Annotated in this window: 17 protein-coding genes and 1 tRNA gene; 9 read left to right on the forward strand and 9 right to left on the reverse strand. The window is 68.7% G+C overall.

The genetic code is table 11. The annotated features are described in order from the left end of the window. Nucleotides 1-189 precede the first annotated feature (189 nt). The 3 genes from H7J86_RS16870 to topA all read left to right on the forward strand — a co-directional run bounded on the left by H7J86_RS16870 (nt 190) and on the right by topA (nt 3,993). Nucleotides 190-393, forward strand: coding sequence for a cold-shock protein (locus H7J86_RS16870; protein WP_006243848.1), 204 nt, complete (start codon nt 190-192; stop codon nt 391-393). Nucleotides 394-483: 90 nt separating this feature from the next. Further along, nucleotides 484-1,062 (forward strand): hypothetical protein, encoded by a 579-nt coding sequence (locus H7J86_RS16875; protein ID WP_090364662.1) that lies wholly within the window; start codon nt 484-486, stop codon nt 1,060-1,062. A 102-nt stretch (nt 1,063-1,164) separates the two neighbouring features. Next, nucleotides 1,165-3,993, forward strand: coding sequence for a type I DNA topoisomerase (topA, locus tag H7J86_RS16880; RefSeq protein ID WP_267292207.1), 2,829 nt, complete (start codon nt 1,165-1,167; stop codon nt 3,991-3,993). Nucleotides 3,994-4,000: 7 nt separating this feature from the next. Here the strand turns inward: topA and H7J86_RS16885 are convergent, their stop codons facing one another. Beyond that, entirely contained in the window at nt 4,001-5,644 is a 1,644-nt protein-coding gene (locus tag H7J86_RS16885; RefSeq protein ID WP_372517308.1) for an adenylate/guanylate cyclase domain-containing protein, read from the reverse strand. Between the two features lie 35 nt (nt 5,645-5,679). On the opposite strand from H7J86_RS16885, the gene H7J86_RS16890 reads away from it, so the two are divergent. Together H7J86_RS16890 and H7J86_RS16895 are read left to right on the forward strand one after the other, a co-directional pair. Next, nucleotides 5,680-6,891, forward strand: coding sequence for a DNA polymerase III subunit delta' (locus tag H7J86_RS16890; RefSeq protein WP_187097188.1), 1,212 nt, complete (start codon nt 5,680-5,682; stop codon nt 6,889-6,891). A gap of 93 nt (nt 6,892-6,984) precedes the next feature. Further along, a tRNA-Thr gene (locus H7J86_RS16895) sits at nt 6,985-7,057 on the forward strand. A 17-nt stretch (nt 7,058-7,074) separates the two neighbouring features. Here the strand turns inward: H7J86_RS16895 and H7J86_RS16900 are convergent. The 3 genes from H7J86_RS16900 to H7J86_RS16910 form a co-directional block, all read right to left on the reverse strand. Further along, the gene (locus tag H7J86_RS16900; protein WP_372517284.1) at nt 7,075-7,938 is read right to left on the reverse strand and encodes a lysophospholipid acyltransferase family protein; all 864 of its coding nucleotides are present in this window, start codon (nt 7,936-7,938) and stop codon (nt 7,075-7,077) included. A gap of 114 nt (nt 7,939-8,052) precedes the next feature. Then, a complete protein-coding gene (locus H7J86_RS16905) occupies nt 8,053-8,424 on the reverse strand; it encodes a hypothetical protein (protein ID WP_187097187.1) in 372 nt (123 codons plus the stop codon). Between the two features lie 63 nt (nt 8,425-8,487). After that, entirely contained in the window at nt 8,488-10,230 is a 1,743-nt protein-coding gene (locus H7J86_RS16910) for a hypothetical protein (RefSeq protein WP_267292209.1), read from the reverse strand. Between the two features lie 47 nt (nt 10,231-10,277). Between H7J86_RS16910 and H7J86_RS16915 the strand changes: the two genes are divergently transcribed. The 3 genes from H7J86_RS16915 to H7J86_RS16925 are packed head-to-tail and all read left to right on the forward strand — an operon-like array spanning nt 10,278 to nt 13,680. Beyond that, nucleotides 10,278-11,210 carry an SDR family NAD(P)-dependent oxidoreductase gene (locus H7J86_RS16915; protein ID WP_267292211.1) on the forward strand — a complete coding sequence of 311 codons (933 nt, stop codon included), beginning with the start codon at nt 10,278-10,280 and terminating at the stop codon, nt 11,208-11,210. A 48-nt stretch (nt 11,211-11,258) separates the two neighbouring features. Then, the gene (locus tag H7J86_RS16920) at nt 11,259-13,094 is read left to right on the forward strand and encodes an N-acyl-D-amino-acid deacylase family protein (RefSeq protein ID WP_267292213.1); all 1,836 of its coding nucleotides are present in this window, start codon (nt 11,259-11,261) and stop codon (nt 13,092-13,094) included. 1 nt (nt 13,095) lies between these two features. Continuing rightward, nucleotides 13,096-13,680, forward strand: a complete 585-nt coding sequence (locus H7J86_RS16925) for a TetR/AcrR family transcriptional regulator (RefSeq protein WP_090354081.1) — start codon at nt 13,096-13,098, stop codon at nt 13,678-13,680. Here H7J86_RS16925 and H7J86_RS16930 read toward each other — a convergent pair. The 5 genes from H7J86_RS16930 to H7J86_RS16950 are packed head-to-tail and all read right to left on the reverse strand — an operon-like array spanning nt 13,674 to nt 21,226. After that, nucleotides 13,674-14,024 (reverse strand): DUF2304 domain-containing protein, encoded by a 351-nt coding sequence (locus H7J86_RS16930; RefSeq protein WP_090354082.1) that lies wholly within the window; start codon nt 14,022-14,024, stop codon nt 13,674-13,676. The genes H7J86_RS16925 and H7J86_RS16930 overlap by 7 nt on opposite strands. Continuing rightward, on the reverse strand, nt 14,021-14,719 hold the full coding sequence (gene ppgS / locus H7J86_RS16935; protein ID WP_090354084.1) for a polyprenyl-phospho-N-acetylgalactosaminyl synthase PpgS: 699 nt from the start codon (nt 14,717-14,719) through the stop codon (nt 14,021-14,023). Before ppgS ends, H7J86_RS16930 begins: the two co-directional genes overlap by 4 nt. Nucleotides 14,720-14,734: 15 nt before the next feature. Beyond that, nucleotides 14,735-15,991: a hypothetical protein gene (locus tag H7J86_RS16940; RefSeq protein ID WP_090354085.1), complete on the reverse strand. Its 1,257-nt coding sequence runs from the start codon at nt 15,989-15,991 to the stop codon at nt 14,735-14,737. 7 nt (nt 15,992-15,998) lie between these two features. After that, on the reverse strand, nt 15,999-17,345 hold the full coding sequence (locus tag H7J86_RS16945) for a M1 family metallopeptidase (protein ID WP_267292216.1): 1,347 nt from the start codon (nt 17,343-17,345) through the stop codon (nt 15,999-16,001). Next, complete coding sequence (locus tag H7J86_RS16950; RefSeq protein WP_267292218.1) at nt 17,342-21,226, reverse strand: Pls/PosA family non-ribosomal peptide synthetase; 3,885 nt, start codon at nt 21,224-21,226, stop codon at nt 17,342-17,344. The genes H7J86_RS16945 and H7J86_RS16950 overlap by 4 nt, the downstream gene beginning before the upstream one ends. A gap of 138 nt (nt 21,227-21,364) precedes the next feature. On the opposite strand from H7J86_RS16950, the gene H7J86_RS16955 reads away from it, so the two are divergent. Further along, nucleotides 21,365-21,757, forward strand: a complete 393-nt coding sequence (locus H7J86_RS16955; protein ID WP_170847102.1) for a hypothetical protein — start codon at nt 21,365-21,367, stop codon at nt 21,755-21,757. Nucleotides 21,758-21,786: the final 29 nt, after the last annotated feature.

The following is a 21,786-nucleotide window of genomic DNA, read 5'->3' on the forward strand; positions in this document are numbered from 1 at the left end:
ACTTATCGCGGTCGCAGCTTCTGTGTTCGTGTACTCGCACTCGCAGGATCGTCGTTGCGATCGCGGTTCCTGCGAGGGTTGTGAGTCGGGTCAAGTTCCGACGACTCCACGAAGGATTGGCGGTCGGAACGGGCCCGGTACACCGGAAGTCGGTGAACCGCACCCGGTAAGAGAAGGAATGTACGGAAAATGCCACAGGGAACTGTGAAGTGGTTCAACGCGGAGAAGGGCTTCGGCTTCATCGCCCCCGAGGACGGCTCCGCTGACGTTTTCGTCCACTACACGGAGATCCAGGGGTCGGGCTTCCGCACCCTGGAGGAGAACCAGAAGGTTGAGTTCGAGGTCGGCCAGAGCCCCAAGGGCCCCCAGGCCACCGGCGTTCGCGCCGTCTGAGCCACGCGCTGTTCGATCTACTGAGTCTGACGGAACACCCCCGGCCACGCCGGGGGTGTTTTCGTTTACGACGCCGTTAGTGTCGGACGTGTGAGTCAGCTGTCGTTCTTCTCGGCTGAGTCGATACCACCTCAGGTGGCCGACCTCACGGGGATTCTGGCGGCGTCCGGCCAGGTGGTGATCTCCGGGGATGAGGCGCGGCTGTCGGTGGTCGTCGACCGGCTTTGGCGTGCCGAGGGGCTGGCCGAGATGATCACCGATGCCGGCTTGGTCCCCGAGATCGCCCGTACAGACGAGAACAACCCGCTGGTGCGCACCGGCATGGACAACCGGCTCGCCGGTATCGCCCGGGACTGGACCAGGGGCGCGGTCAAGACGGTGCCGTCGCAGTGGCTGCCGGGCCCCCGGGAGCTGCGGGCCTGGGTGCTGGCCGACGGGCGGCCGGAGGCCGACCGGTACCTGCTCGGTCTGGACCCGCACGCGCCGGACACCCACGCGGCGCTGGCGGGGGCCTTGATGAGGGTGGGAATTGCGCCCACTCTGATCGGTACCAGGGGGTCGCATCCGGCGCTGCGAATAAGTGGTCGTAGACGGCTGTTACGGCTGGTAGAGACGGTGGGGGAACCTCCCGGCGATATCGACGCGTTCGCACAGTGGCCACGAATATAAGGACAGGTGGCGGGCGAGCCAGTTTGCGTTGGTAGGCGTGGGGTGCGAAATTGTCAGTTGCTGTCGCGCCCCGAGGCGTGGAGAAGTGGAGAGTAAGAGCAGGTGGCTGAGGAGGACCGGAGCCGGGGAGGCGCCGGTAACGTTCGGCGGCTCGTGATAGTCGAGTCGCCGACCAAGGCGCGCAAAATCGCCGGCTACCTGGGCTCCAACTACGTCGTCGAATCCTCCCGCGGACATATCCGCGATCTCCCGCGTAACGCCGCCGACGTCCCGGCCAAGTACAAATCCGAGCCGTGGGCCCGACTCGGGGTCAATGTCGACGACAACTTCGAGCCGCTCTACATCGTCAGCCCGGATAAGAAGGCCACCGTCGCCGAGCTGAAGGATCTGCTCAAGGGTGTCGACGAGCTCTATCTCGCCACCGACGGTGACCGCGAGGGTGAGGCCATCGCCTGGCACCTGCTGGAGACGCTGAAGCCGCGCATCCCGGTCAAGCGGATGGTGTTCCACGAGATCACCGAACCCGCCATCCGCGCGGCGGCGGAGAACCCGCGCGACCTGGACATCGACCTGGTCGACGCGCAGGAGACCCGCCGTATCCTGGACCGCCTCTACGGCTACGAGGTCTCACCCGTGCTGTGGAAGAAGGTCGCACCCAAGCTGTCGGCCGGCCGTGTGCAGTCGGTGGCGACGCGCATCATCGTGCAGCGGGAGCGCGAACGCATGGCGTTCCGCAGCGCCGGCTACTGGGATGTCACCGCCGAATTGGACGCCAGCGTGTCCGACCCGCAGGCATCCCCGCCCAGGTTCACGGCGAAGCTCAACACCGTCGACGGCCGCAGAGTGGCCAGCGGCCGCGATTTCGACTCGCTCGGCGCGGTGCGCAAACCCGACGAGGTCATGGTCCTGGACGAGACCGCTGCCAACGCCCTGGCCGCCGGCCTGCGCGGCGAGCAGCTCGCGGTGTCCTCGGTGGAGCAGAAGCCCTACACCCGTAAGCCCTATCCGCCGTTCATGACCTCGACGCTGCAGCAGGAGGCCGGCCGAAAGCTGCGCTTCTCCTCGGAGCGCACCATGAGCATCGCGCAGCGGTTGTACGAGAACGGCTACATCACCTATATGCGTACCGACTCGACGACGCTGTCGGAGTCGGCGATCAACGCGGCGCGCACCCAGGCCGGGCAGCTCTACGGCGAGGAGTACGTGCACCCGTCGCCGCGGCAGTACACCCGCAAGGTGAAGAACGCGCAGGAGGCCCACGAGGCCATCCGGCCCGCCGGTGACGTCTTCCAGACCCCGGGGCAGCTGCACAGCGCGCTGGACACCGACGAGTTCCGGCTCTACGAGCTGATCTGGCAGCGCACCGTCGCCTCCCAGATGGCCGACGCCCGCGGCACCACGCTGTCGCTGCGTATCGCTGGAGCCGCCCGCACCGGCGAGCAGGTCGTGTTCAACGCCAGCGGCCGCACCATCACCTTCGCCGGCTTCCTGAAGGCCTATGTCGAGAGCCTCGACGAGCAGGCCGGTGGCGAGGCCGACGACGCCGAGAGCCGGCTGCCCAACCTGACCCAGGGGCAGCGCGTCGACGCCGCAGGTCTGACCGCCGATGGGCACACCACCAGCCCGCCGGCCCGCTACACCGAGGCCTCGCTGATCAAGGCGCTCGAGGACCTCGGTATCGGCCGGCCGTCGACCTACTCGTCGATCATCAAGACCATCCAGGACCGCGGCTACGTGCACAAGAAGGGCAGCGCCCTGGTGCCGTCCTGGGTGGCGTTCGCCGTCATCGGGTTGCTGGAACAGCATTTCGGGCGACTGGTCGACTATGACTTCACCGCGGCGATGGAGGACGAGCTCGACGAGATCGCCTCCGGCAACGAGCGACGGACCAACTGGCTCAACAACTTCTACTTCGGTGGCGAGCACGGCGTGGACGGGTCGATCGCCCGCGCCGGCGGCCTGAAGCATCTGGTGGGCGGCAACCTCGAGGGCATCGACGCGCGGGTGGTCAACTCCATCAAGCTGTTCGACGACGCCGAGGGGCGGGCCATCAACGTCCGGGTCGGCCGTAACGGTCCGTATCTGGAGCGGATGATCGTCGATCCGGAATCTCCCGACGGCGAGTTGAAGCCGCAGCGCGCGAACCTCAAGGACGAGCTGACTCCCGACGAACTCACCCTCGAGCTCGCCGAAAAGCTTTTCGCCACACCGCAAGAGGGTCGCTCGCTGGGTGTCGATCCGGAGACGGGCCACGAGATCCTGGCCAAGGACGGGCGTTTCGGCCCGTATGTCACCGAGGTGCTGCCGGAGCCGCCGGAGGATCCCGAAGACGGGGTCACCGCGAAGAAGGGTAAGAAGCCGACCGGGCCCAAGCCGCGCACCGGCTCGCTGCTGCGCTCGATGGATCTGGAGACCGTCACCCTCGAGGATGCGCTGCGGCTGCTGTCGCTGCCGCGCGTCGTCGGTGTGGATCCGGCCTCAGGCGAAGAGATCACCGCGCAGAACGGCCGCTACGGCCCATATCTCAAGCGCGGCACCGATTCCCGGTCGCTGGCCACCGAAGAGCAGATGTTCACCGTCACCCTCGACGAGGCGCTCAAGATCTACGCCGAGCCCAAGCGACGGGGCCGCCAGGGCGCGGCCACCCCGCCGCTGCGCGAACTGGGTACCGACCCGGTGTCCGAGAAGCCGATGGTGATCAAGGACGGCCGGTTCGGCCCGTACGTCACCGACGGTGAGACCAACGCCAGCCTGCGTAAGGGCGATGACGTGCTGACCATCACCGATGCCCGCGCGTCGGAGCTGCTCGCCGATCGCCGGGCCCGCGGTCCGGTGAAGAAGGCCGCGAAGAAGGCGCCGGTGAAGAAGGTCGCTGCCAAGAAGGCGCCGGCCAAGAAGGCGCCGGCGAAGAAGGCCGCCAAGAAGGCCTGACCGGTCTTTAGGTGGCCGCGTCGTGGCCGATCTGGATACGCCCGCTCGGGGTGGCTCGCACCAGCGGCCGGGCCAGCTGGGTGGGCATGGTGCGGCCACGCAGTTCGACGATCTCGCCGACATCCCAGCGCAGGGCCTCCGCGTCGAGTGCGCCGCTGACCGCGATCGCGGAGGCGAGCACATGGCCGGCCTCCAGCTTGGCGAGCTCGGTCAGCCGCGCGGCCTCGTTGACCGGGTCGCCGATCACGGTGTACTCGAAACGGGCCTGCGCGCCGATGTGTCCGGCGATGGCCCGCCCGGCGGACACCCCGATGCCGAACTCGGTCTGGCCCAGCACCGTCACCAGTTCGTCGTGCAGTTCGCGGGACGCGGCCAGCGCGGCACCGGAGGCGTCGGGGTGTTCGATCGGGGCGCCGAAGATGGCCAGCGCGGCGTCACCCTGGAACTTGTTGACGAAGCCGCCGTGCCTGTTCACGGTGTCGACGATGACGCGGAAGAACTCGTTGAGCAGGTTCACCACCTCGGAGGCGGGCACGGTCGACGCCAGCTGCGTCGAACCGACGAGGTCGACGAACAGGACGGCGACATCGCGTTCCTGGCCACCGAGCTCAGTGCCGCGCTCCAGGGCGCGACGGGCGACGTCCTCGCCCACATAGCGGCCGAACAGGTCACGCAGGCGTTGTCGCTCGGCCAGGTCGCGGACCATGTCGTTGAACCCGGCCTGCAGCAACCCCAGCTCACTGGCGTCATAGATCTGCATGTGCGCGTTGTAGTTGCCGCGCTGTACCTCACCGAGGGCCCAGCGCAGCTGCCGCAGCGGGTCGGCGATGGACATCGCCACTAGCACGGTGCCGGCCAGCCCGATCACCAGGGCGGCGATGGCAAGCAGCAGCAGCGGGGTGTTCAGGCGTTCGGCGGGTGCGGTGAGGATGGCGAACTTGCTGGCCACCAGCGCCAGCACGATGGCCAGCAGCGGCACCCCGGTGGACAGCACCCAGGTGAGCACCTGGCGCAGGATGACTCCGGGCGCGCGGAAGTTCTCCGGCACCCCGCCGCGCAGCGCGGCCACGGCGACGGGGCGCAGCACCCGCTCGGACTGCAGGTAGCCGATGATGGCGGTGGCGGTGGCGCCCAGTGCGGTGGCCACCGCGACGACCGGCGCGGACTTGCTGGCCACCGGCCAGCTGGCGACGATGAACACGATCGAGCCCAGCAGCCAGTTCGAGACGCTGATCAACGTGCGGTAGAAGGGCATCTTCAGCGCGCGGACGCGGGCCAGCCCGGTGATGGTCGGGTCGCCGTCGGCGAGCAGGGTGTCGCGCCGCTGCCAACGGATGACCGGAAGCAGCAGCCGCAGACTGAGGTAGGCGCCCACCGTGAAGGCCACGAACAGGTAGCCCAGGAAGACCGCCAGATTGAAGGCCGGCAGGTCCTGCAGCTGGATGCGGTCCTCGGCGGGCAGCCCGAACCGGAGGAAACCCAGGACGAACAGTGCGCCGATGATGTCGGACTGCACCATGCCCAGCGTGAACACCGGCCACGGCGTGCGCGCCACCCAACGGACGAATGCGCTGATCCGTCCGATCGGGTTGGTTAACGTGCTCACCCGTTTACCGTATCGGTCGGGTGTGACCTCGTGCGCCGCTGTGATGCCCCGTGTCCGGCCGTCCCACTACTGTTTGAGCGGTGGGAAGCGGTGTATTCGAGCGATTGGTGGGCCAACACGCCGTGGCGGCGGAGTTGGTGGCGGCCGCGCGCGCCGCCCGTGGTGATTCCTCTCACAGCGGTCTGACAGCCGGTGGGATGACCCATGCGTGGCTGATCACCGGCCCGCCGGGGTCCGGCCGCTCGATCGCCGCGGTGTGTTTTGCCGCCGCCCTGCAGTGCCAGTCCGAGGGGGAACCCGGCTGCGGTGAATGCCGCGCGTGCACGACGACCATGGCGGGCACCCACTCCGATGTGCGCCGCATCATCCCGGAGGGGCTGTCCATCGGTGTCTCGGAGATGCGCGAGATCGTGCAGATCGCCTCGCGCCGCCCCGGGACCGGCCGCTGGCAGATCGTGGTGGTCGAGGACGCCGACCGGCTCACCGAGGGCGCCGCCAACGCGCTGCTGAAGGTGGTGGAGGAACCGCCGCCGTCGACGGTGTTCCTGCTCTGTGCCCCGTCGGTGGATCCCGAGGACATCGCGGTCACATTGCGCTCGCGCTGCCGGCACATCGCGCTGGTGACGCCACGCTCCGAGGCCATCGCGCAGGTGCTGGTCGACAATGACGGCCTGACCGCCGAGGTCGCCGCGTGGGCCGCCTCGATCAGCGGTGGGCATGTCGGCCGGGCGCGCCGGCTGGCGACCGATCCGGAGGCCCGCCAGCGCCGCGAACGTGCGCTGGGACTGGCCCGCGATGCGGCCACCCCAGCCAGGGCGTACGGCGCCGCGGAAGAGCTGGTGACGACGGCCGAGGCGGAGGCCAAGGCGTTGACGGCCGGCCGGAACGAGACCGAGACCGAGGAACTGCGCACCGCGCTCGGCGCCGGCGGTACCGGCAAGGGTGCGGCCGGCGCGATCCGCGGTGCGGCCGGGGCGATCAAAGACCTGGAGAAACGGCAGAAGTCACGGCAGACCCGGGCATCCCGGGATGCGCTGGACCGGGCCCTGATGGACCTGGCGACCTATTTCCGTGACGCGCTGGTGGTGTCCGCGGGTGCGGGCGGTGTGACGGCCAACCATCCCGATATGCAGGACAAGGTCGCGGCTCTGGCGGCGCATGCGCCACCGGACAAACTGCTGCGCTGTATCGAGGCGGTGCTGGGGTGCCGGGAGGCGCTCGAAACGAATGTGAAACCGAAATTCGCCGTCGACGCCATGGTCGCGACCGTGGGGCAGGCCCTCAAGAGCTGAGGTGGGCCCACCTTTTGGGAGGCGGGCGGGAACTACCGTAGACTCACCTGCGCCTGCCAGATCGTTCGCGCACGCGCTCGTCGGCCAGGCAACGCCGCCCTAGCTCAGTCGGTAGAGCATCTCACTCGTAATGAGAAGGTCAGGGGTTCGATTCCCCTGGGCGGCTCTCTTTGTTTCTGCAGGTCAGGCCGGTTGCGTGGCTCGGTGCCACGCCAGTGGGTTGAGTTCCCGGTAGGGATCCTCGGCCCGGATCGCGAGCAGCTCGTCGAGCGTGCGCTCCAGCGTCTTCTTGGTTTCGTCGCGGATCGTGGCGACCCAGTCCTGCTCATCGATACCGGCGGGTTTGGTGGTGTCGATCGGCGGGGCGAAGCGCAGGTACATGCGCTGCGGTCGCGGGATCAGGGTCGGCCCGATACCGCGCAGCAGCGGCATGGCCATATCGGGCTTGCCGCCGAGCCTCTCGGCCAGCCCCTGGCTGAGCCGTCCCCACAGGCCGTCGCGCCGGGTCAGGCTGGTGTAAACGTCGTCCCCGCCGATCAGCGCGGCGGGCACGATCGGGTAGTCGTTCTCCACCGACAGTCGGGCGAAGCCGGCGCGGCCCTCCCAGCGCAGGGTGTTCTGCTCGCCTTTGAATTTCGCGATCTCGCGCCCGCCACCGGGGAACACCAGGATGGGCTGGTTGTGCCGCATCAACTCGCGCGCCGATTCGGGTGCGCCGACGGTCGCGCCGAAGGCGGCCATCAGGTCGGCCACCGGGAACGGCATTTTGCCGAATCCGCGGTCGGTGAGTGGCCGGACCAGGTGGCCGATCTCGCGGCGCACCATGTAGGGGATCAGGAATCCCTCGACGCCGGCCTGAGAGTGGTTGCCCACCAACAGGAATCGGCCGTCACGGGCGAGGTTCTGCAACCCGTCGACGTACGGTCGATACAAATCGACCAGGGGTGCGGCGGCGTCGGCGGCGGTCTCTGCGGCCCGGCGCATGGCCCGGATGTGACCGGGTGGGTCGATCAGGGTGTCGACGTTGGTCATGGCGGAGGAAGTCATGACTCCAGGCTACCGAACGAACTGGTTCGTCTGGCTATGAAGCGGCTGTGAGAACGACGACTGCACGGGCGATGAAATCCTGACCGCGGGCCGCCTGACCGGCGCCGAACGCGCTCAGCCGGCCTCGGCTTGTAGCGCGTCCCGTCGCACCGCGAGGCGCTGCCACAGGTCTTCGAGATCGATATCGTTGGCCTGGCGCGGCCTGCGCTGATGGAAGCGCGTCTGGTCGAAGCTCTCCGGGCAGGCGAATTTGTGCAGCTGCAGACAAGTGGCCGGCCAACGGCTTTCGAGGACGTCGTCGAGATCGATCACCTGGCGGGACTGCCGCCGGATGGCGAACCGGTTACCGGCCGCACTGTCCTCGGTGGGGTGCATCCGGGCGTCGAAGAGCTGCCAGCTGCCGTAGGCCAACTGCAACCAGACCGTCTCGGTATCGCAGTGCGGGCACGGTGCGACGACCGAGGGTCGAGAATCTGGCCAACTCATGTGCAGCAGCGTAGGGAATGGCACCGACAAGTCCTCTCGGCACACGCCGGGGCCGCGCAGAAACTACTTCGGTGCCACGAATCCGACGGGTCCCGAGGCGATACACACCGACAGCGCCGCGGTGTTGGCCCGCACCTTGATGGCCGCACCGGCACCGGCCAGCCGGACGAACACCCGGTTCAGTCCCGGCCGCACCGGCACCTTCGCGGTGTTCCCCTCCGGCAGCGTCATCGTCAGGGAGCCGTCGTTGTTGGCCAGGTAATTGATCTCGGCGGTCCAGTCGGCGGGCAGCAGTGGTCCGTCCAGCGGCATGGTGACCTCGTCGTCGGGCTGGACGAGGTAACCGCAGTGCGGTGCCGGGCCGGGCGTGATCGTGCGCACCCAGGTGACCTTGGCGTCCAGCAGCCGGCCTACGCTGTCGAACATCCGGAGTTCAGTTGTGGCGGTGGCGAATTCGGGGCGCGGATGGACCAGTGCGAACATATGGCTGGCCAGGTTCTCCGGCCACGCCACCCGCTGCAGGATCAGCGGATCCACCTCCTGGTCCAGCAGTGGGGTATCCACCGCGGCCAACCCGGCCCGGGCATTGGCCACATAGACCGGCACCGGGCTGTCCCGCCAGACCCGCAGGAACGTCACCGTCGAATACAGGCTGCTCGCCACGAAGGCGACCGCGACGGCACAGACCACCACCGCACGCGGGGTGGAGGCGTCCAGTCGAGGTGACGGACGGTTGGGCGCGCAGAACGCCACGGCGGCCAGCAGGGCCAGCACCACCACGAGATCGGGCAGATACCGCAACGTCTGCGCCAACTCCAGTGCGGTGAACCGGGAGGACCGCATCAGATAGATCGGGACCTGGCAGGCCACCGCATAGCCGAGCGCCGCGGCCCACACCGCACCGATCCGCTGCTTGCGGGCCCACGACACCGCCAGCACCGCCGCCAGCACCAGCCAACCCAGCACCGTCACGGTCGTACCCGGTGTGGCCCACGGCGAGGCCGGCGCCCAGCGTTGCCACTCCCACGGTCCTCCGGCCAGGCCCGGCACGATCGCGTGGGTCACCGAGCGCCGCAACAGGTCCCACGTCATGACGGGATCCAGCGTCCAGCGCTTCTGGTCGACCACCGCCAGATACACCCCGATCCAGGCCGCGGTGACAAGCAGTAGCGACAGCCACAGCTCCCGTCCCCGCTGCCACACCGCCCGCACCGAATCGCCGCGGACGTGGGCCAGCAGGGCGGCGACCGCGAAGGCGACGAACGGGATGACGGCAGCCTTCTCGAAGAACAACAGCGTGCCGAAGTACACCAGTACCGCCGAGACCAGATGGCGTCGATTGCCGGTGCGTACCAAAAGAATCGCCTCGCCGCACACCCACGCCAGCCCGGCCTGCAGCGGCAGTGAGTTCAGCCCGGCCGCCCACCACGCGAAGGCCGGCACCGTCAGCGGGGTGAACAAGGCGAAAGTCAAGGGAATCAACAACACCGGACGGCGGCCGAGGATGATCGTCAGCGTCCGCAGCAGCGCCAGGGAAGCCAGCAGCTGCAGTACCAGCAGGCTCAGTGCGGGCAAGGCCCAGTTGAACGGTGCCAGCCGGGTGATGGCTCCGGCCACCAGGAACGCGCCCGGCATGACGTGCCCGTCGTGATCATCGAAGAGGTATCCCGGTGACAGCAGTCCCTGGGTGCCGGCGCGGCCGATGAGGATCAGGTCATCCCAGTAGAAGTAACCGCCGAAGGCCACCACGCCACGGATCGCCAGCTGCGCCACGATCAGTGCGACAGCAACGCGAAGCCATTTCATCGCTGCCGACTGTACGGACGCACATCTTTCGTCGCTAAAGTGAGCCCGTGCGCACACTGGTCACCGGAGCTGCCGGATTCATCGGATCTACCCTGGTCGATCGTTTGCTCGCCGACGGGCACACCGTGGTGGGTATCGACGATCTGAGCACCGGTCGGCGGGTCAACCTGACCTCGGCGGAAGCCGATCCCGACTTCACCTTCATCGAGGCCGATATCACCGACGCCGACCTCGGCGCGATCGTTGCCGAGGCCAAACCGGAGGTGATCTTTCACCTGGCCGCCCAGATCTCGGTACGGCACTCCGTGGACAACCCGCAGTTCGACGCCACGGTGAATGTGGTCGGCACCATCCGGCTCGCCGAGGCCGCCCGCGCGCACGGTGTTCGCAAGATCGTGCACACCTCGTCGGGTGGATCCATCTACGGCACCCCGCCGGTGTACCCCACCGGCGAAGACGTGCCGACCGACCCGGCGTCGCCGTACGCGGCCAGCAAGGTGGCCGGCGAGGTCTACCTCAACACCTTCCGCCACCTGTACGGCCTGGACTGCTCGCATATCGCGCCCGGAAACGTCTACGGCCCGCGCCAGGATCCGCACGGCGAGGCGGGTGTGGTGGCGATCTTCGCCAAGGCGCTGCTGGCCGGCGAGGCCACCAAGATCTTCGGCGACGGCACCGACAGCCGGGACTACGTCTTCGTCGACGACGTGGTGGACGCCTTCGTGAAGGCCTCCGGCGAGGCCGGCAGCGGCCAGCGCTTCAACGTCGGCACCGGGATCAGCACCACGGTCCGCGATCTGCACTCCGCGATCGCCAAGGCCGTGGGCACCGCCGACGATCCGGAGTTCTACCCGCCGCGCCTGGGTGACCTGCGCAAATCCCAGCTCGACATCAGCCGGGGTGCCGAGGTGCTGGGCTGGCGTCCGCAGGTGGACATCGACGAGGGCATCGAGCGGACGGTCGAGTTCTTTCGCGCCTGAAACGCGAAAAAGATTGTGAGCGCTCGCTATCTAACCTAGGGTGACGACATGCCCTATGACGTGATCATCCGCAACGGACTGTGGTTCGACGGCACCGGCCGGCCGCCGCTGACCCGCACCCTGGGAATTCGCGACGGCATCGTCGCCGACATCTCGGCGGGGGCACTCGATGAGACCGGCTGCCCCGACGTCATCGACGCGGCGGGGAAATGGGTGATCCCGGGCTTCATCGATGTGCACACCCACTACGACGCCGAGGTGCTGCTCGATCCCGGCCTGCGCGAGTCGGTGCGCCACGGTGTCACCACCGTGCTGCTGGGCATGTGCTCGCTGTCCACGGTGTACGCCGACACCGAGGACGCCGCCGATCTGTTCAGCCGGGTGGAGGCCGTGCCGCGCCAGTATGTGCTCGGCGCCTTGACCGACCACAAGACCTGGACCGACCCGGCCGGTTACGTCGATGCCATCGATGCCCTGCCGCTCGGTCCGAATGTGGCGTCGCTGCTGGGACATTCGGATCTGCGCGCCTCGGTGCTGGGACTGGATCGCGCCACCACGCGCGATGTGGTGCCCACCGATGCCGAACTGGAGACCATGGCACAGCGGCTGGAGCGGGCACTGGACGCCGGGATGCTGGGCATGTCCGGGATGGACGCGGCGATCGACAAACTCGACGGCGACCGGTTCCGTTCCCGGGCGTTGCCGTCCACCTTCGCCACCTGGCGGGAACGCCGTCGTCTGATCAAGGTGCTGCGCAAGCGCGGCCGCATCCTGCAGAGCGCACCCAACGTCGCCAAAATCCAAGAGGCGCTGAACTTCTTCCTGGAGAGCAGCGGTTGGTTCGGCCGGCGCCGCGGGGTTCGGATGAGCCTGCTGGTCTCCGCCGACGCCAAATCATCCCCCGGGGCCGTGCACATCCTGGGGCCTGGCGTGCGGCTGCTGAACCGCATCCTGAACTCGCAGGTGCGGTTCCAGCACCTGCCGGTACCTTTCGAATTGTATTCGGATGGAATCGATCTGCCGGTGTTCGAGGAGTTCGGGGCCGGCACTGCCGCCCTGCATCTGCGTGATCAGCTGGAACGCAACACGCTGCTCGCCGATCCCGAGTACCGCCGCCGCTTCCACCGCTCCTTCGATCGGCGCAAGCTCGGACCGGCGTTGTGGCACCGCGATTTCCACGATGCCACCATCGTCGAATGCCCGGACGTCACGCTGATCGGCAAGAGCTTCGGGCAGATCGCCGACGAACGCGGTATCCATCCGCTGGACGCCTTCTTGGACGTACTCGTGGAGAACGGGGAACGGCGCGTCAGGTGGACCACCATCGTGGCCAACCACCGGCCCAAGCAGTTGGACAAACTGGCCAAGGAGCCGTCGGTGCACATGGGCTTCTCGGATGCCGGTGCGCACCTTCGCAATATGGCGTTCTACAACTATGCCCTGCGCATGCTCAAGCGGGTCCGCGATGCCGACCGTGCCGGTCGGCCGTTCTTGACCACCGAGCACGCCGTGCACCGGCTCACCGCCGAGGTGGCCGACTGGTTCGGCCTGGATGCGGGCACCCTGCGCCGCGGGGATCGCGCGGACTTCGTGGTGATCGACCCTGCCGCTCTGGACGATTCGGTGAACGAGTATCACGAGGCGACGGTCCCGTTCTACGGCGACCTGAGCCGGATGGTGAACCGCAACGACGCGACCGTGGTCGCGACCGGGGTCAACGGGCAGGTGGTGTTCCGCAGCGGTGAGTTCCGCGACGGCTACGGCACCACGGTCCGCTCGGGCCGGTATCTGCGTGCGGGTGCCCCGCATGTGGATTCCCCGTCGCTGCGCTCGCCTCAGTTGAATTCCCCGTCGCTGCGCTCGCCCGGGCCGGCCACGGTCTGAGATGGCGCGAACCCAGCAGCAGCGACGCGAGGAGACGATCGCCCGGTTGCTCGATGCGAGCATCGAGACGATCATCGAAATCGGTTATGCCCGCGCCTCTGCGGCGGTCATCTGCAAGCGCGCGGGCCTGTCGGTGGGCGCGTTGTTCCGGCACTACCCGACCATCGGGGATTTCATGGCCGCCACCGCCTACGAAGCGCTGCGCCGTCAGCTGGAACTGTTCAGCAAGCAGGTGGCCCAGATACCGACCGGCGAGCCCGCGCTTCCGGCGGTGCTGACGGTCCTGCGCGATATCACCGGCAACGACACCAACGCGGTGCTCTACGAATTGATGATCGCCGCCCGCACCGACGAAAAGCTGCGCGCCACCCTGCAGGATGTCTTCACCGAATACAGCGCGAAGATCTTCGAGGCGGCCAGCGCCGCGCCCACCGCCGAACAGTTCCCGGACGGGACCCGCGCGGTGGTGACGGGGCTGCTGACCAACACGTTCGACGGTGCGGCCATGCTGCGGCCGGTGCTGTCGGATCCGGAGTTCGAGGCCCGCAAGATCGAATTGCTGGCGAAACTGCTGGGCGGCTACTGAGCCGGATCGTCGGACGGTGCGCGTGCCCCGTCGAGCGCCACCGCACGCGCCAGCCGCGCGAAACGCAACTCAAGATCCTTGAACCGCATATAGGTACTGATCGTGGTGAACAGGAACGCGATGATCAGCGCGTACTCCAGCAGATCCGCCCCGCGCTTCACCCCGAGCCAGTTGGCCACCACGGTGGTGTCGTCAGGCCGCACGATCGCGTAGATCGCCGCGATGACGAACAGCAGGTAGCCCAGCTTCACCCACGCCTTGGCCTGCGCACTGCGCCGCGACCGCAGCAGGTAGACCAGCAGCGTGATGATCGAGGCGATCAACAGCACCTGGATCCAGTTCATCGGGACATCCTCCCGCGCAGCAGGCCGTCGAACAGGATGTTGACCCCGTTGAGCAGGGGCTGGCCCTTGGACTTCGAGTAGTCGGTATAGAGGATCTCGACCGGCTCTTCGGCCACCCGCCAATGGTTTTCGACGGCCAGCGCGATGAATTCGCCGGCGTGCGCCATCCCGCTCATGGTGATGTTGAGCTCGTCGGCCACGACCTTGTCGAACACACGCAGCCCGTTGTGGGCGTCGGTCAGGCCCAAGCTGCGGCTGTGCGGGCTGATGATCGCCGCGGCCCGCAGGATGACCCGTTTGAGCGGAGGGGTGTGGGTGACCGTACCGCCGAACCGGGTCCCGATCACCACATTGACGTCCTCGCTGGTGAGCCGGTCGATCATCCGGATGACGTCCTTGACCCGGTGCTGGCCGTCGGCGTCGAAGGTGACGAACACCGCCGCGCCGGGACGCGAGCGCGCGTACTCCACGCCGGTCTGGATCGCCGCACCCTGCCCGAGATTCACCGGGTGGCGCACCACATGCGCGCCCGCGGCGTACGCGGCATCGGCGGTGCCGTCGCGGCTGCCGTCGTCCACGCACACCACATGAGGAAAGACGGTGCGCAGATCGGCGACGACGTCGGCGATGACGCTCGCTTCGTTGAAGGCGGGGACGATGATCCAAACGTCCTGGTACGAGGTATCGATGGGCACCAAAATACACCGGCTTCAGTGCTGTGGCCGCAGCCGCTCCGATCCGCGGCGGGAGCCGCGTGCCAGCGCGGCCAGGTGCACGGCGATTCCCGCCACCGGTCCGCACAGCAGCGCGACGATCGTGCGCGTCTCCAGCTCGAGGGGCAGCAGCAGAAGAAGGGTCGCGGCGACCGTCGCACTCACCCACCCCGTCGCGTAGGCGCGGTGCAGCGCGGCGGCCACGGTGGCGGCTCCGGTCAGTGTCAGCAACGCGATGGCCACCGCGCCGGCTGTGAGCCAGGCCAGCAGCCCGCCGCCGGCCACGTAGTCCGGGCCGAAGGCGGCCCGCAACAGCCACGGGCCGGCGAGACCGGCCGCGACGATGCCGACCAGCCCGATCGCGCACACCACCAGGGCCGGGGTGACCAGCGCACGCAGGCGTTCGCGCGGTTTGTCGACGAAATAGGCGATCAGATTGCCCTGCAGTGCGGTGAGCGGCACCAGCAGCGGGGCCCGCGTCAGGGTGACGGCCAGGATGACGACGCCGCCGGTGGCACCCAGATGCGCGGTGGTGGCCTTGAGCAGCACCGGAAAACCCATGATGAGGATGGCGCTGGCGCCCGCGGCGGCGATGGAGTGCGACGCGCCGGCCAGAAAGGTGCGCACGCTGCCAGGGGTGGCGAGCACTGCGGCCGCCCGGCTCGCCGGGGACGCCAGGAGCAGCAGCAACCACGCCACCGAACCGGCGACCGTCGCCCACAGGTAGCCGGCCAGCCCCCACCCGGCCAGGAAGCTGGCCACCGCGATCACCACGCGCAGGCCGGCGTCGGTGACCATCAGCGCGCCGTACTGGGTCCAGCGGTCCACGCCGGCGAGCATGCCCAGCAGCGTGGCGTGCAGGCAGAACCCGGCCAGCCCGACGCTCAACAACAGCACGGACAGCAGCCGGGACTGGGCGAACACATGGGCCGACCACAACGGTGCGGACACCGCGATGAACACCGCAGCCGCGACACCCAGGCCCGCCGCCACCTGCATCGGGTGAGTGCGCGGACCGGTGACGGCGGCGGTGTGCCGGGCGGCGCGGACCTCGCGAGTGGCCTCCTGCAACAGGCCGAAGGCCGCTCCGGTCACCAACCCGAACGCACCCCAGAACACCCCGAACAACGAGAAGCCGGCCGGCTCGAGACTGCGCGCCGCCAGGTAGAGCACGGCGTAGCCGCACAGCGCGGACACCGCCGTGGCCACCCCCACCCGGGCGACGCTGTTGCGTGCGACCGGCCCCCCTGTCATGCGTGGCTCACAGGTCCGGCACGGCCGTCGAGTACAACCAGGCATCCCACAACGGGCGCAGTGAGACGGTGGCATGGTTGGCGGCCAGCCCGGTGAAATCGTCGGTGACGGCGGTGCTGTGCCGGTACCGGGTCGTCCAATCCTTCAGCAGGGCAAAGAAACTCGGGTCGCCGATCACGCCGCGCAGCGCATGAAGCGTACACGCTCCCCGCTTGTACACCCGGTCGTCGAACATGTCGGCGGGGCCCGGGTCGGTCAGCAGCAGGTCCTGCGGCGAATGCTGCAGTCTGCGGTGATACGAACGGGCCCGTTCGTCGGCGCTGGGTCCGCCGGACTCCTCCGACCACAACCACTCGGCGTAACAGGCGAATCCCTCGTGCAGCCAGATATCGCGCCAGCGCCGCACCGTCACCGAATTGCCGAACCACTGGTGGGCCATCTCATGGGCGATCAGTCGTTCCGCGGTGCGCTTGCCGTCGCAGTGGTTGGCGCCGAAGATCGAAAGGCCCTGCGCCTCAAGGGGAATCTCAAGGTCGTCATCGGTGACGACGACGGTGTAGCCGTCCGCGAGCGGGTAGGGCCCGAACAGTCTGGTGAACAGCTTCATCATCTGCGCCTGCCGGCCGAAATCGTGGTCGAAGTGGCGGCGCAGGCGGTCGGGCAGGACCGCGTACATCGGTACCGGGCTCTTCTGCAGGCGGAGCCGCTCATACATCCCGATCTGCAGGGTGATCAGGTAGGTGGACGTGGGTTCGGCGAGCTCGTAGGTCCAGATGTTCAGGCTGGCCCTGTTCTGCCGGGATATCAATTCGCCGTTGGCGATCGCGTAGTACGGGTTATCGGTGGCGATCCGGATGCGGAAGCTGGCCTTGGCGGCCGGGTGGTCATCACACGGGAACCAGGATGCCGCGCCGTTGGGCTGCCCGGCGACCAGGGCGCCGTTGGTGAGCTCTTCGAAACCGACTTCACCCCAAAGGCTTCGGATGGGGCGCGGGGTTCCGCCGTAGCGGATCGCAATGGTCATCGCGGCCCCGGCGGGCAGTCGGTTGGGCAGGGTGATGTGCAGCTTGCCGTTCGAACATCGGAACTGGTCGGGGCGGCGCCCGTTCACCGCGACCTTGGAGACGGCCATCGGGTCGGCCAGATCCAGGGTGAACGTGCGCAACTCGGCCAGTGTCACGGCGGTGATGGTGGCCGAACCCGAGAGCCGGTTGGCCGAGACCTTGTACTCCAGATCCAGTTCGTACCGCGACACCCGGTAGCCGAAGTTACCGTTGCGCGGCAGGTACGGATCGATGACGGGCGGGCTGGTGGCCGCGCCCGCCACCTTCCTGGCCGCCTTTTTCGGGCTCACGCGTTCTTCTTCTTGCGCGACGGATCCCACACCGCGATCGGGTTGCCCTGCCAGCGCGAGAACGGGGGCACCTCGTCACCGCGCATCACCAGCGACGCCGGACCGACGGTGGCCCCGGCGCCGATCTTGCTGGCGGGCAACGCGACACAGTGCGGGCCCAGGGTGGCCCCGTCCTCGAGGACGACGGTGTCCATTCGCATGATCCGGTCGTGGAACAGGTGCGTCTGCACGACACAGCCACGGTTGACGGTGCTGCCGGCACCCAGGCGCACCAGATCGGCCTCGGGCAGCCAGTAGGTTTCGCACCACACGCCGCGGCCGATCTTGGCGCCCAGCCCGCGCAGCCAGATGTTCATCACCGGTGTCCCGGTGGCGGCCCTGGCGAACCACGGTGCGGCGACCGTCTCGACGAAGGTGTCCGATACCTCGTTACGCCACACGAACGACGACCACAGCGGATGCTCGACTGCCCGGATACGGCCGATGACAAGCCATTTGGCGAGGACGGCGATACCGCCGGCCACCGCGCCCGCGGTCAGCAGCACCACCCCGCCGGCCAGGGCGGCGAGTGCGTATCCGAACGCGGCGGCCAGTGCCTGCAGTCCGGCCAGCACGGCGACGCCGATCCCGAAGGTCACGATGACCGGGATGATGCGGCAGGTCTCCACCACCGAACGCATGATCTTCAGCTTTGTCGACGGCTGGAAGGTGCGCAGCACGTCGGCATCGGTCGGGTTGCGGCGCAACCGGATCGGCGGGCTGCCCAGCCATGAGGAACCGGCCTTGGCTTTGTAGGGTGCAGCTGAGAGCACCGCGACCAGGCCGTCGTCGGGAACCCGCCGTCCGGGCTGGGTGATCCCGGAATTGCCCAGGAACGCCCGCTTGCCGATGGTGGCCCTGGCGACGTGGATCCAGCCGCCACCGAGTTCATAGGAGGCGACCATGGTGTCGTCGGCCAGGAACGCGCCGTCCTCGACCACGGTGAACTTCGGGGTGAGCAGGGCGGTCGAGATCTCGGTGCCCTTGCCGACCTTCGCGCCGAGCACCCGCAACCACCACGGGGTGAGCAGGCCGGCGTAGATCGGGAACAGGTAGTTGCGGGCGGCATCCATCAGTCGTTCGGTGGCCCACAGCTGCCAGCCCACCCGGCTGCGCACCGGGTGGTAGCCCTCGTAGAGGCCGATGGACAGCATCCGGACACCGATGACCGTCAGCGCGGCGTAGGCCGCCATGGCCGCCAACGCCGCGACCGGGGTCCACAGCAGCGCCGGGACGATCGCCGCCGCGGGGGTGGCGGTGCCGCGGATACCCCAGGCCAGCACGGCCAGGCCGGCGGCCAGGCCGGTCAACGGCAAGGCGCCCAACAACATCGACGTCACGCCGTAGATCGCCACCCACACCGTCGAGCGGGGCGGTCGTTCGTCGGGCCAGGGGTGCCGGGCCTTGCCGGACTTCGCCGCGGGCGAGCCCTTCCAGTACTGCCCGTTCTTCACCTTGCCGACCACACCGGATCCCGGTGCCACGTCGGCGTTCTTGCCCACCACCGCGCCGGGGAACAATGTGGTGCGTGCGCCGATGGTGGCATCGTTGCCGATGCTGACCGGCCCGACATGGAACTCATCGCCGTCGATCCAGTGCCCGGTGAGGTCCACCTCGGGTTCGACCGATGCCCGGTGGCCGATGGTGAGCATCCCGGTGACCGGCGGCGCGGAATGCAGGTCGACGCCCATACCGACCGAATTACCCAGGGCGCGTGCGTAATACACCAGCCAGGGCGCGCCGGCCTGATTCTCGGCGCCGCTGGCGTCGGCGAGCCGTTCAGCGAACCACACCCGCAGGTGTTCGGACCCACCGCGCCGGTAGGTGCCGGGCGCCAAGTTGGACAGCAGCGTCCGGGCGCCCAGCACCGCGATCCCCATCCGCCCCGGCGGGGTGATGAACACCAGGAAGCCGGCCAGGATGATCCACCAGTTCAGGTGGACCGCCCACGGCACCAGATGGGTGGCGGCGGCAATGTTGTTGAGTACGCCCAGCCAGACCACCCACTGCAGGCCGGTCAAGGTGGCCAGGGGTACCGACATCGCCACCTGGGCCAGCTGGGTGAGCAGCGGTGTGGGGGCGACCTCGCGGGTGTGGACCTCCGGCGGCGGGGCGAGCTCGTCGAGATAGCCGGCCAGGGAGCCCAGACGGGGATGGTCGTAGAGGTCGGCGACGGTCACCTGCGGGTAGCGCGACCGCACCGCGGTCACCAGCTGGGCGGCCGACAGCGATCCGCCGCCGAGGGCGAAGAAGTCCGCCTCGGGTCCGTCCACCGTCGCGCCGAGCACATCCCGCCACAGCCCGGCCAGCCAGCCGGTGGTGCCGGTGCCCAGGTCGGGTTCGTCCTCCGGGCCGGCCCCCGGGGGCGGCCACGGCAGCGCATTGCGGTCGACCTTGCCCGACGTCCGGGTCGGTAGCTCGTCGAGCAGCACCAGCCGCGGGACCAGCGCGGCGGGCAACGCGGCGGCCAGTGCGGCCCGTGCCGCGGCCAGATCGAAGGACGGGTCGGCGCTGGCGATATAACCGACCAGCAGCGGGGTGCCGCTGGCGGTCTTGCGCACCGCGGCCGCGCCGCCGCTGACCCCGGGAAGATGCACCAGGGCCGAGTCCACCTCGCCCAACTCGATGCGGCGGCCCCCGACCTTGACCTGATCGTCGGCGCGGCCCTGAAAGTAGAGGCCGTCCGCCTCCAGCCGCACCAGGTCCCCGCTGCGGTACGCCCGGTCCCAGCCGAGGCTCGGCATGGGGGCGTATTTCTCGGCGTCCTTCTCCGGGTCCAGGTACCGGGCCAGGCCCACCCCGCCGATGACGAGTTCACCGACCGCGCCGAGGCCGACGGGTTGCCCCTCTTTGCCCACCACCGCCAGGTCCCAGCCCGGCAGCGGCAGGCCGATACTCACCGGCCCCTTGCCATCCAGCGGCGCGGCGCACGCCACCACGGTCGCCTCGGTGGGGCCGTAGGTGTTCCACACCTCGCGACCTTCCACGGCCAGGCGCTCGGCGAGTTCGGGCGGGCAGGCCTCGCCGCCGAAGATCAGCAGTCGCACCGCTTCCAGCGCCTCGGCCGGCCACAGCGCGGCCAGCGTCGGCACCGTCGAGACCACGGTGATATCGCGGGAGACCAGCCACGGGCCCAGATCCATCCCGCTGCGCACCAGGGAGCGGGGGGCGGGCACCAGGCAGGCACCATGCCGCCAGGCCAGCCACATCTCCTCGCAGGACGCGTCGAAGGCGACCGACAATCCGGCCAGCACCCGGTCACCCGGGCCCAGCGGATTGGACTGCAGGAACATCCGCGCCTCGGCGTCGACGAAGGCGGCCGCGTTGCGGTGCGTCACCGCCACGCCCTTGGGGGTGCCGGTCGAACCGGAGGTGAAGATGATCCAGGCATCGTCGCGGTTCAGCGGTGGCGCCGCGCGCCAGCCGCGCGATGAGCCGGTCGCCCGGACCAGGCCCTTCTCGGTGATCACCGCGACCACCTGGGCCTCGCCGAACACCAGTGCCGCGCGCTCGCCGGGGTCGTCGGCATCCACCGGGACGTAGGCGGCGCCGCTGGCCAAGGTGGCCAGAATGGCCGTGTAGAGCGCATAGCTGCCCGAGGGCATCCGGATGCCGATGCGGTCGCCGCGGCCGATCCCGCGCGCCGCCAGCCACGCCACGCTCTCCTCGATATCGCCGATCAGTTCGGCGTAGGTGAGCTGGACCTCGCCGTCGTCGATGGCGGGTGCGTCGGGGTAGCGACGCGCGGTGTCGTAGAGGATGTCGACCAGCGTGCGAGGCTCCGGCGCCGAGGAAGACAAGAGGTACTGAGGAGGGATGGCCGGTACGGGTGCCGCTGTCACCCGTACAAACTACTGGGCCCCGGTGACGGGCCGGTGATGACGCACGGGGGCGGGGACATTCCCTTTGGGTCTGGCTGCTTTGTGGTCTGTGTGATCGCAACCGTATGCAGTCTCACGTGTCGCACCTACTGTGGCGGCGTGCGGTTATTCCTGGCAGACGATGCGTGGAGCGAGTTGACGTCCGGTGCCGAGCCGGTGGTGCGGGTGGCGGCCGCCGACCTCGGTCAGGCCCGGCGGGCCCGAGCCAGGTTGCGGGGCGGCCCCGAACGGGTCGCGGTGATTCTCGACATCGAGGTCACCGTGGCCGCACACGGTGACGTCCGGGCGGCCTATGCGTCGCTCGACGGCAAGACCGCGGGCGTCCGGTACGCCGGAACCGTGGACGGGCTGGCCGGGCTGATTGCCGATATCGAATCGGCCGAGGTCGCCGACGGGGTGACGCTGGTCGCGGCGGACTCCCCGCAGGACCTGCGCGGGCTGGGCGAGGACGTGTTGCGCAGGCTCGCCGAGCGGGGTCGTATCTCGGCCTGAGGTCGCACCATCGACAATTCAATTCATGC

Origin of the sequence: Mycobacterium hackensackense, from assembly GCF_025822555.1 — a bacterium.
GTDB lineage: Bacteria > Actinomycetota > Actinomycetes > Mycobacteriales > Mycobacteriaceae > Mycobacterium > Mycobacterium fluoranthenivorans.

Bases quoted from the DNA above. Each gene is read 5' to 3' on its own strand.
- H7J86_RS16870 (WP_006243848.1), top strand. From the start codon at position 190: ATGCCACAGGGAACTGTGAAGTGGTTCAACGCGGAGAAGGGCTTCGGC.
- H7J86_RS16900 (WP_372517284.1), bottom strand. From the start codon at position 7,938: ATGACTTCCTCCGCCATGACCAACGTCGACACCCTGATCGACCCACCC.
- H7J86_RS16905 (WP_187097187.1), bottom strand. From the start codon at position 8,424: ATGAGTTGGCCAGATTCTCGACCCTCGGTCGTCGCACCGTGCCCGCAC.
- H7J86_RS16910 (WP_267292209.1), bottom strand. From the start codon at position 10,230: ATGAAATGGCTTCGCGTTGCTGTCGCACTGATCGTGGCGCAGCTGGCG.
- H7J86_RS16920 (WP_267292213.1), top strand. From the start codon at position 11,259: ATGCCCTATGACGTGATCATCCGCAACGGACTGTGGTTCGACGGCACC.
- H7J86_RS16925 (WP_090354081.1), top strand. From the start codon at position 13,096: ATGGCGCGAACCCAGCAGCAGCGACGCGAGGAGACGATCGCCCGGTTG.
- H7J86_RS16930 (WP_090354082.1), bottom strand. From the start codon at position 14,024: ATGAACTGGATCCAGGTGCTGTTGATCGCCTCGATCATCACGCTGCTG.
- H7J86_RS16940 (WP_090354085.1), bottom strand. From the start codon at position 15,991: ATGACAGGGGGGCCGGTCGCACGCAACAGCGTCGCCCGGGTGGGGGTG.